9 protein-coding genes are annotated in these 10,189 nt (G+C 75.0%); all 9 read left to right on the forward strand.

What is annotated here, in order from left to right:
* Positions 1-1,021, forward strand: a 1,021-nt coding sequence (locus ACSMHG_RS19125) for a gamma-glutamyltransferase (protein WP_435748108.1), incomplete at its 5' end; no start/stop codon positions are given.
* Positions 1,018-1,800: an aspartate dehydrogenase domain-containing protein gene (locus tag ACSMHG_RS19130; RefSeq protein WP_435748110.1), complete on the forward strand. Its 783-nt coding sequence runs from the start codon at positions 1,018-1,020 to the stop codon at positions 1,798-1,800. The genes ACSMHG_RS19125 and ACSMHG_RS19130, both read left to right, overlap by 4 nt.
* Positions 1,801-1,802: 2 nt before the next feature.
* Positions 1,803-3,155: an amidohydrolase gene (locus tag ACSMHG_RS19135; protein WP_435748112.1), complete on the forward strand. Its 1,353-nt coding sequence runs from the start codon at positions 1,803-1,805 to the stop codon at positions 3,153-3,155.
* A complete protein-coding gene (locus ACSMHG_RS19140; protein ID WP_435748114.1) occupies positions 3,152-4,360 on the forward strand; it encodes an amidohydrolase in 1,209 nt (402 codons plus the stop codon). Before ACSMHG_RS19135 ends, ACSMHG_RS19140 begins: the two co-directional genes overlap by 4 nt.
* A gap of 82 nt (positions 4,361-4,442) precedes the next feature.
* Positions 4,443-5,270: an ABC transporter ATP-binding protein gene (locus ACSMHG_RS19145; protein ID WP_435748116.1), complete on the forward strand. Its 828-nt coding sequence runs from the start codon at positions 4,443-4,445 to the stop codon at positions 5,268-5,270.
* Positions 5,267-6,103, forward strand: a complete 837-nt coding sequence (locus ACSMHG_RS19150) for an ABC transporter permease (protein WP_435748118.1) — start codon at positions 5,267-5,269, stop codon at positions 6,101-6,103. Before ACSMHG_RS19145 ends, ACSMHG_RS19150 begins: the two co-directional genes overlap by 4 nt.
* Before the next feature lie 149 nt (positions 6,104-6,252).
* On the forward strand, positions 6,253-7,275 hold the full coding sequence (locus ACSMHG_RS19155) for an ABC transporter substrate-binding protein (RefSeq protein WP_435748120.1): 1,023 nt from the start codon (positions 6,253-6,255) through the stop codon (positions 7,273-7,275).
* A gap of 10 nt (positions 7,276-7,285) precedes the next feature.
* A complete protein-coding gene (locus ACSMHG_RS19160; RefSeq protein ID WP_435748122.1) occupies positions 7,286-9,430 on the forward strand; it encodes a xanthine dehydrogenase family protein molybdopterin-binding subunit in 2,145 nt (714 codons plus the stop codon).
* Positions 9,427-10,189, forward strand: a 763-nt coding sequence (locus ACSMHG_RS19165) for an FAD binding domain-containing protein (RefSeq protein WP_435748124.1), incomplete at its 3' end; no start/stop codon positions are given. The genes ACSMHG_RS19160 and ACSMHG_RS19165, both read left to right, overlap by 4 nt.

The raw sequence follows: 10,189 nt of genomic DNA on the forward strand, positions 1-10,189 counted from the left end.
GGCCTCGCTCGGCGTGCTCGGGAGGGCGCGGCTCGTGGCCCCCGCCCGGGCGTTGGCCACGCGCGGTGCCGTCTGGTCGCCGATGTCGGAGCTGCTCGCCCGGGAGTCGGTGGACCTGCTCCGCACCCACCAGCCGGACGGGTGCGTCTACGACCCGCCCGGCGGGCCCCTCGCCGCGGGCGACCTCCTCCCACTGCCGGGCCTGGCCCGGCTGCTCGAGGACTTCGCGCGGGAGGGAGCCCGCCTGTTCAGCGGCCCGGCCGGCACGGCGTTCGTCGACCGGGTGGCCCGGGCCGGTGGGGTGATCACGGCGGCGGACCTGGGCAGCGTCCAGGTGCTGGAGGAGCGCGCCCACCGCGTCACCACGGCCGCCGGCTCGCTGTGGGCGACCAACGCCCCGACCTACGGCGCTGCGCTGACCGAGGTCTTCAAGGACCGCGAGCTCGCCGAGGTCGGCCCCGAGCTGGTCCGCACGGTGCTGGCACGCCAGTCCCGCGGTGAGCTGGTCGGAGCCGAGGGCACCTCGACGGTCGCCGCCGTCGACGCGGCCGGCAACGCGGTCGTCGTCGTGCACTCCAACTCCTTCCCCCAGTTCGGCAGCGGCCTCGTCGTCGAGCCGTACGACCTCGTGCTGTCCAACCGCGCGGGTCGCGGCTTCGCCTTCCAGCCCGGCCACCCCAACGCGCCGGTGCCCGGGCGTCGGCCCCTGACCACGCTGCACGCCTGGGCGACGGAGCGCGACGACGGCTGGTTGCTCGGTGGCACGCCGGGAGGTGAGCAGCAGGTGCCGTGGAACGTTCAGGTGCTCAGTCATCTGTTCGCCCACGGCACGCGTGAGGCCGACCTCGGCGAGGCGGTCCTGTCGCCCCGCTGGCAGCTCGCTGGCGACGCCGTCTCGCGCGAAGGCGTCGACCTGCCGGAGCTGGGTGCACGGTGCAGCCACACCCTGGTGCGCTGGTCCCCCACGAGGGTCAGTGCCGCTGCCGACCCGCGGTGGGACGGCGAGGGCGTCGCGGCATGAGCGCCGTGGTCGTCGCCGGCACCGGCGCGATCGGCCGTGCCGTCGCCGAGGCCCTCGCCCGCGGCGACGTCGCCGGTTGCACGCTCGCGGGCACCGTCCACTCCCGGTCGAGCACGGCGGAGGTCGAGGCCGCCCTGTCGGGCGCCGACGTCCTGGTCGAGGCGACGAGCGTCGACGCCGCGCGCACGGTCGTCGCCCGAGCCGTGGCCACGGGACTCGACGTGCTGGTCTGCTCCTGCGGGGTGCTGGCGCGCCCCGACGTCGAGGTGCTGCTCGCGGCCGGCCCCGGACGGGTGCTGCTGCCCGCAGGCGCGATCGGCGGGTTCGACCTGCTGGCCGCCGCCTCCCGTGCCGGCGCGGCGCGGGTCAGCCACACCACGGTCAAGCGCCCCGGGGCCCTCGGCGTCGCCCACGACCACCTCGAGGGGCCGGTCGAGGTCTTCCGCGGCACGGCCCGCGAGGCCGCGCTCGCCTTCCCCCGCACCTCCAACGCCTCGGTCGCGCTGGCGTTCGCCACGGTCGGCCTCGACCTGGTCGAGGTCGTCGTCCTCGCCGACCCGGCGGCCGAGGAGACGCGGCACGTGGTCACCTTCGACTCCTCGGTCGGCCACTACGAGCTCACCTTCGTCAACAGCGTCGACAGCGCCTCGGGCGGCCGCACGTCCCGGATCACCGCGCTGTCGGTGCTGGAGACCCTGGCCGGCCTCGCGGCAGGCGTCGGCCCGGGTGTGGTCGTCCTGCCGCGACTCGTCGAGGCCGAGAACCGGCGGGGGGCCTGACCGTGCCGCTGTCCGTGCCGCTGTCCGTGCCGTTGCCCGCCGTCCCTGCCGACGTGCTCGACGACGCGCTGGCCCTGTACCGGGACCTGCACCGGCACCCCGAGCTGTCGGGCGAGGAGCAGCGCACCCAGGCGGCGGTCCGGGCAGCGCTCGCGCCGACGGGCGCGGAGGTCCGTGCCTGTGGCGGTACCGGGCTGGTCGCCGTCCTGCGCAACGGCGCGGGCCCGGTCGTCGCCATGCGTGCCGACACCGACGCCCTTCCGATCGCCGAGGAGACCGGTCTCCCGTACGCGAGCGTCAACCCCGGCGTGATGCACGCGTGCGGCCACGACGTCCACACCGCCTCCCTCGTCGGCGCCCTCTCCCGGCTCGGGCAGGACCGCGGCAGCTGGTCGGGCACCCTCGTGGGGGTCTTCCAGCCCGCCGAGGAGACCGGGCGCGGCGCCCTGGCGATGCTCGACGACGGACTCTTCGACGACACCGGCCTCCCGGACGTGGTCCTCGGCCAGCACGTCACCGCCGCCCCGCTCGGGCGCCTGCTCTGCCGGCCGGGCTGGTTCCTGTCGGCCCAACGCTCGTGGCGGGTGACCGTCCGCGGCGTCGGCGGGCACGCGAGCCGGCCGCACCTCGCGGCGGACGCGGTCGTCGCCGCCGTGGCGATGGTCCACCGGCTGCAAGGTGTCGTGGCCCGCGAGGTCGACCCGTTCCGGATGGCGGTGCTCACGGTGGCGACCTTCCACGCCGGCACCAAGGAGAACGTCATCCCCGCCGAGGCGGTCTTCACCGTCTCCACCCGCAGCTACGAGCCCGCCGTCGCCATCCAGGTGCGCGAGGCGTTCCTGCGCATCGTGCACGGGGAGGCGGCCGCCTCGGGGGTCGACGTCGACGTCGAGGAGGTCTCCGCCATCCCGGCCTGCTGGAACGACCCGGCGGAGAACGCGGTCGTCGCCGACGCCCTCGGCGGGGTCTTCGGCGCCGAGGCGGTGCGTCCGCCGGCGGACCCGCTGCCGGCGAGCGACGACTTCAGCCGGTACGCCGAGCGGCTCGGGGTGCCGTCGGTGATCTGGAACTTCGGCGTGCAGGACCCGGCGCTCCACGCCGGACCGGTGCCGCCGCCCCGCAACCACGACGCCCGCTTCGCGCCGCACCCCACCGGTGCGGTGCAGGTCGGCATCGCCGGTGCCGTGGCGGTCCTGGGTCGCCGCCTCCGCCCGGAACTGGATACAAAACGCGCCGACCGAAACGCCGAACGGCCGAAAGAAACGGTTGCGAAACACGAGGAAGCGCCAGCCGTAAACCAAGCTGGATACAACATGCAAGTGATGAGATCGAGCGTGGAAGAGGGAACGGCATGACGCTGACGAGCCACCCGACCGCTCCGGCCGACGTCCTGGCGGAGTGCCTGGCCCTCTACCGCGACCTGCACCAGCACCCGGAGCTCTCCGGGGAGGAGCACCGGACCCAGGCGAAGATCGCCGAGGCCCTCGCGGCCACGGACGCGGAGGTGTCGCCGTGCGGCGGCACGGGGCTGGTCGCGGTCCTGCGCAACGGGCCCGGTCCGATCGTGGCCATGCGCGCCGACACCGACGCGCTGCCGCTCGTGGAGGACACCGGCCTGCCGTACGCGAGCACCACCCCCGGCGTCATGCACGCCTGCGGGCACGACATGCACACCGCGTCCCTGGTCGGCGCCCTCCGGCACCTCGACCGGGACCGCGGCAGCTGGTCGGGGACCCTCATCGGCGTCTTCCAGCCCGCGGAGGAGAACGGCGCAGGCGCGCTGGCGATGCTCGAGGACGGCCTCTTCGACGACACCGGGTTGCCCGACGTGATCCTCGGGCAGCACGTCGCCGCCGCCCCGCTCGGCACCCTGATCTGCCGGCCCGGTTGGTTCCTCTCCGCCCACCGCTCCTGGCGCGTCACGCTCCGCGGGGTCGGGGGCTCCGGCTGCCGACCCCACCTCACCAACGACGTGGTGGTCGCGGCCGCGGCGATGGTGCTGCGCCTCCAGACGGTGGTCTCCCGGGAGGTCGACCCGTTCCGGATGGCGGTCGTCACGATCGGCGACCTCCACGCAGGAGTGAAGGCCAGTGTCATCCCCGGGGAGGCCGTCTTCACCGTCTCCAGCCACACCTACGAGCCCGAGGTGGCCGACCGGGTGCGCGAGAGCGTGCTGCGGATCGTGCACGGCGAGGCAGCCGCCTCGGGGGTCGAGGTCCAGATCGAGGAGGACCCCGAGATCACCGCCATCCCGGCGACCTGGAACGACCCCGCCGAGAACGCCCGAGCCGCCGAGGCCCTGGCCGAGGTCTTCGGCGAGGACGCCGTCCGCCCCCCGCTCGACCCGCTGCCGGCCAGCGACGACTTCGGCCGGTACGCCGAGCGGCTCGGCGTGCCGTCGGTGATCTGGAACTTCGGCGTGCAGGACCCCGCACTCCACCAGTCCTCCACACCGGCCCCCCGCAACCACGACGCGCGGTTCGCGCCGCACCCGACCGGGGCCGTGTCGGTCGGCATCGCCGCCGCGGTCGCCGTCCTCACCGCGCGGCTCCGCCCGTAGCGGCACCCCGTCGAAACGCGGACGTAAAAGACGTGTCCAACACTTGCCGAGAACGACCCGACCAGAAGGCGAGGGCCCACCCGTGACCTCCCACCTCATCAGCACCGACCACCCGAGCGGCAGCGCGTCGGGCGAGCCGGACGACCTGATCGCCCTGCGCGACGTCTGCGTCGTCCACGGCCGCGGTGACAGCGCGGTCGTCGCCGTCGAAGGGGTCGACCTGCGCGTCCGGCCGCGCGAGATCGTCTCGATCGTGGGGCACTCCGGCTGCGGCAAGTCCACGCTCCTGCGGGCGATGGCGGGCCTGCAGCCGCACGCATCGGTGCAGGGCACCCTCGAGGTCCTCGGCCGGACGCCGGAGGAGGCGCGCCGTTCGGGCCTGATCGGCATGGTGTTCCAGGACGCCGTGCTCGCGCCGTGGCGCACCGTCGAGGGCAACGTCCGTCTGCCCCAGCAGGTGGCCCGGGGACGCGCCCAGCGGCCCGCGAAGTCGCCCAGCGAGATGCTCGACCTGGTCGGGCTGGCGGGCTACGAGAGGCGGTACCCCAAGCAGCTCTCCGGCGGCCAGCGGCAGCGCGTCTCGCTCGCCCGGGCGCTGGCGATGGAGCCGCAGGTGCTGCTCATGGACGAGCCGTTCGGCGCGCTCGACGAGATCACCCGGGACGAGATGCACACCGAGCTGCTGCGCATCTGGGACACCACCCACACCTCCATCGTGCTGGTCACCCACTCGATCCAGGAGGCGGTGTTCCTCTCCGACCGCATCGTCGTGATGGCCGCGAACCCCGGCCGCGTCGCCGACCTGATCACCGTGGACTTCGCGCGCCCGCGGCGCAACGAGCTGAAGGACACCCGCGAGTTCGCCCACATCGCCCACCGGATCCGCACCGCCCTGGAGGAGAACCGATGACCGCCGCTCCTGTCGCAGCCATGGCCCCCACCCGCGCGGTGAAGGCGGTGATCCCGCCCGCCGAGCGCAGCGGCCCGGTCATGCGGGTCTTTCGGATGGTCCGGGCCTGGCTCCTGCTCGGCCTCGCCGTCCTCGTGTGGGAGCTCGCCGTCCGGGTCCTGGACACGCCGAAGTACATCCTCCCGGCGCCCTCGGCGATGCTCGAGGCGTTCGGGGACCAGCGCTCGCTGTTCCTCCAGGGACTGTGGGCGACGACGAAGATGTCGCTCATCGGCTTCGGCCTGGCCATCGTCGTCGGCACGGCGCTCGGGGTGATGATCGCCCGCAGCGCGCTCTTCGAGGAGCTGGTCTACCCGTTCCTCAACATCGTCCGGGTGATGCCGACCATCGCGATCGCCCCGCTGCTGATCATCTGGTTCGGCCGGGGGGCGGTGCCCATCGTGATCTGCTCGTTCCTCATCGCCGTCTTCCCGATCATCGTCGACGTCGCCCACGGGCTCACCTCGGTCAACGAGGACCTGGTCAACGTGCTCAAGCTGGCCAACGCCGGCGAGCTCTCGGTGCTCACCCGGGTGCGCATCCCCAACGCGCTGCCGTACCTCTTCTCCTCCTTCAGGGTCGCGGCGCCCGGTGCGGTCATCGGGACCCTGCTCGGTGAGTTCATCGGCTCACGGGAGGGGCTGGGCTACCTGATCACCGTCTACAGCGCCCAGCTCAACACGGCCGCGGTCTTCGTCCTCGCCCTGCTGTCCTGCCTGGTCGGCATCGTCTTCTTCAACGCCTGCCTGCTCGCCGAGCGGTTCGCCGTGCCGTGGAAGACCGTCGTGCGCTGAGCCGCGCCCCGGCCGCCGTGCCGCCTGCCCCGTTGCCCTGCCCCGTTGCCCTGCCCCGTTCTCGCCCTGCCCCAGCGCGTCCTCGCGCTGCTGCCCCCTGCCCTCTCGGGACCACCACCGCCCGCAGCACCCTCACCTCTGGAGAGCCCATGCACCTGTCCACCCGCAAGCCCGGCGCCTTCGTGGCGGCCCTGGGACTGACCTCGATGCTCGCCCTCAGCGCGTGCTCCTCCGACTCCGAGGCGGCCGCCGACGGTGACGCGCTCACCCCGGTCAACATGGCCTTCGAGTGGACCTGCGCCGGCGACTGGTCGGTCGTCTACTCCGGCCTCGAGCAGGGGATCTTCGAGGAGCACGGGATCGACCTCAGCTACGACCGCGGCCAGGGCGGCAGCGACACCGTCCCCCTGGTGGCCGCCGGGGAGTTCGACCTCGGCATCCTCTCCGCCGCGCCCGTGGCCATCGGCGCCGGCCAGGACCTGCCCCTCACCGTGATCGGCGCCGCGTCGACCGTCGGTCCGGTCACCATCCTCGCCGATCCCTCGATCACGAGCCCCGAGGACCTGGAGGGCAAGAGCCTCGCCGTCCAGACCGACCAGTTCGAGGGCGCCGTGTGGCAGGCCTTCGTCTCGGCCACCGGCATCGACGAGAGCACCATCGACGTCATCCCGAGCGACGACGCCACCCAGGCGGAGTTCCTCGCCGGCGACATCGACGCCTTCGTCATCTTCTACCCGACCACCTCGACCGAGGCGATCCTCACCGAGCGGCCGGACCTGACGGTCATGCCGATGCAGGACCACGTGCCGACCTACGGCCACGTCTTCACCGCAAACGACGCCTGGCTCGCGGAGAACGAGGAGGCCGCCCAGGGCTTCACGACGGCGTGGGCGGAGTCCGCCAAGTGGGTCGTCGACAACTACGACGCGGCCTACGAGACGTTGGTCGAGGAGTGCCAGGAGGTCAGCCCCGAGGCGCTGAAGTTCAGCATGGACGCCTACTTCGAGGGCTACACCGCCGGGACGTCCGCGGAGGACGGCCTCGGCAGCCTCCGCACGGAGGGGCTGGCCGAGACCCAGTCCGTCCTGGTGGAGTCAGGTCTCGCCGAGCCGGTCGACGTCGAGGAGTGGGTCAGCGACGACTACCTCCCCGAGCCGGCCGTGCTGCCCTGACCGGCGAGTGATGAGCCGTCCGCCCGCACCTGCCGCGCCCGCCGCCGTCCCCCCGGCGATCGGGTCGGTGGCGGTGCGGGCGGACGTGCTCGACAAGCTCCTCGGCGACCACCGCTTCGCCACCCAGGAGCACGCCGAGGGCGAGCTGCACCTGAGCACGGTCCGGTCGCCGTGCGCCAGCGCCCGCATCGACGCCCTGCACCTGGAGGAGGCCCGCGCCGTGCCCGGCGCCGTGACCGTCCTGACCGGGCGGGACGTGCCCGGGCGGCGGCTGGGCTCGAAGGTCCAGGACCAGCCGGTCCTCGCCGACCAGGTGGTGCGCCACCACGGCGAGGCGATGGCCCTGGTCGTGGCCGAGACGCCGGCCGCGGCGCGGAGGATGGCGGCCCGGGTGCGCGCCGAGCTGTCCCCGCTCCCGGTGCTGCTCGACCCCGCCCGGGCGCTGGACCCGGGCGCGCCGGTGGTCGGACCGGAGGGCAACCTGGTGGCCCGGCACCGCACGGCCCGCGGGTCCGCGGTGCGCCGCCCCGACGACGTGGTGGTGCGCTGCCACTGGCGCACCGGCCGGCAGGACGCGGCGTTCCTCGCCCCCGAGGCCGGCGTGGCGGTCCCGCGGGCGGACGGCTCGGTGCTGCTCACGCTCGCCACCCAGGACCTGCACGCCGACCACGCGCAGGTGGTGCGGGCGCTCGGCCTCGCGCCGCACGAGCTCGAGCTCGCGCACAGCGGGATCGGCGGCGCCTTCGGCGGGCGGGAGGACATCAGCCTGCAGGCCCACCTGGTGCTGGCCGCGCGGACGACGGGCCGCCCGGTGCGGGCGGCGTACTCCCGCGCGGAGTCGCTGCTGGCCCACCCCAGCCGGCACCCGGTCACCAGCGACGTCGAGCTGGTCGCGCGGCCCGACGGCCGGTTCGTGTCCCTGCGGGTGCGCACGCTCGTCGACGGCGGCGCCTACGCCCTCACGTCGACGCCGGTGAGCGCGATCGTCCACGACTTCTCCGCCGGCCTCTACGTCTTCGAGGAGGTCGACGTCGAGACGACGGCGGTCCACACCCACCACCCGCCGGCCGGGGCGATGCGCGGGTTCGGCGCCACCCAGGCGTGCTTCCTCATCGAGTCGACCGTCGACGCAATGGCCCGGCGACTGGGCCGCGACCCCGTCGCGCTGCGCCGGCAGAACCTGCTCCGCCCGGGCGAGCCGCTCGCCCTGACCGGGCAGCCCTACGTGGGCAGCGCGGACCCCCGCGACGTCCTCGACGCCCTCGAGGCGGTGCCCCGCACCGCACGACCGGTGCCCGCGTCGCACCGCCGCGGCGCCGGGGTCGCGCTCGGGATCAAGAGCGCCGGCCTGGGCCACGGCCGGCCGGACCCGGCCACGGTGGCGGTGACGCTCACGGCCGACGAGGTGGTCGTGGAGTCCGCGGCGGCCGACGTGGGGCAGGGCGTCACCGAGGTGCTGCGCCGGGTGGTGGGGGAGTGTCTGCCCGGCCGGCCGGTCCGGGTCGTGGCCACCACGACCGCCGGGCCGACGGCAGGTGGAAGCAAGGCCAGCCGGCAGACGATGGCGAGCGGCGGGGCGGCGTACCTCGCCGCGCAGGAGGTACGACGCCTCCTCGACCGCCGGTCGACCCCGCTCGGCGAGGAGACGATCCGGCACGTGGTCACCCACGACGGCCCCGACACGGGCCCCGACCGGCCGCACAAGGCCTTCCAGGTGGTGGCGCACCGCGCCGAGGTCGACGTGGACGAGGTGACCGGCCGGGTCCGCGTCGCCCGCGTCGTGGCCGTCCAGGACTGCGGGCGCGCCATCGACCCGGTCGCGGTCGAGGGCCAGCTGGTCGGCGGCACCGTCCAGGGCGTGGGGTTCGCGCTGCACGAGGAGCGCCGGCTCGACGCGGACGGCCGCCAGCTCACCACCGGGTACGGCGACTACCTGCTCCCCCTCGCCCACGACGTCCCCGAGGTGCTCGCCGTCGCGCTCGAGCACCCCCACCCCGACCTCGTGCTCGGGGCCAAGGGCATCGGGGAGGGGCCGCTGGTCTCCTCGCCGGCCGCGGTCGCCGCCGCCGTCCGGGACGCCACCGGTGCCGCCGTCGAGGCGATCCCGGTGACCCCGCCCGGTCGGGCCGCTGCCCTGGCGGGAGGCGGGCGGTGACCGCGCACCTGCACCCGAGCAGCTGGGCGGAGGCGGCCGCGGTGCTCGCCGAGGACCCGCACGCCGTCGTGCTGGCCGGCGGCACCGGCCTGCAGCCGTGGCTGACCGCGTCGGTCACGCCCCCCAGCGCGCTCGTCCACCTCGACCGCATCGCCGATGCCCGGACCACCCGCCGGCACGGCGACGCGCTGCGGGTGGGCGCCCTGGTCCGGGTCGCCGACCCCGCGCTCGGGCCCTGGTGGGGGAGCGAGGGCGCGGGCTGGTTCGCCACCCCCGCCGTACGTCGCCGGGCCACGCTGGTCGGCAACCTCGCCTCGGCCCTCGGGCCCCGCGAGCTCGCGCCGGTCGCGCTCGCGACCGGCGGCGTCGCCGAGACCTGGGGCCGGGCAGGGGTCCGGACGGTGCCGGTCGCCGACCTGATCGCCGGAGGCGCCGGCCGCGACCTGGTCGCCGCCGTGGTGCTGCAGGTGCCGACGCGGATCGCCTTCGAGCGGGTCTCGGCGCGGGCGCGGATGAGCCGGGTCGAGCTCGGCCTCGCCGCCGCGCGCGGGCCCGGCTGCGGTGCCGCTCTGGTCGCCGGCACCGGGGGCCCGGCTCTCCCGGTCGCCGCCGCCGGCGCCGTGCTGGAGGACGCCGACGGCGAGGCAGGTCTGGTGGAGGCGGTGGTGCGGCCGGCGGCCGCCGCCCCCCTCCCCGACCACCCCCAGGCGGTGCTGGCCGCGCTCCCCCCCCCGGGGGACCCCGCCCACAACCCCCCAC

The sequence above is a fragment of the Nocardioides ureilyticus genome (genome assembly GCF_051280745.1).
Lineage (GTDB): Bacteria > Actinomycetota > Actinomycetes > Propionibacteriales > Nocardioidaceae > Nocardioides.

Excerpts from the sequence above, each read along its gene's own strand:
- ACSMHG_RS19140 (WP_435748114.1), top strand. The coding sequence starts at position 3,152 with ATGACGCTGACGAGCCACCCGACCGCTCCGGCCGACGTCCTGGCGGAG.
- ACSMHG_RS19130 (WP_435748110.1), top strand. The coding sequence starts at position 1,018 with ATGAGCGCCGTGGTCGTCGCCGGCACCGGCGCGATCGGCCGTGCCGTC.
- ACSMHG_RS19160 (WP_435748122.1), top strand. The coding sequence starts at position 7,286 with ATGAGCCGTCCGCCCGCACCTGCCGCGCCCGCCGCCGTCCCCCCGGCG.
- ACSMHG_RS19155 (WP_435748120.1), top strand. The coding sequence starts at position 6,253 with ATGCACCTGTCCACCCGCAAGCCCGGCGCCTTCGTGGCGGCCCTGGGA.
- ACSMHG_RS19150 (WP_435748118.1), top strand. The coding sequence starts at position 5,267 with ATGACCGCCGCTCCTGTCGCAGCCATGGCCCCCACCCGCGCGGTGAAG.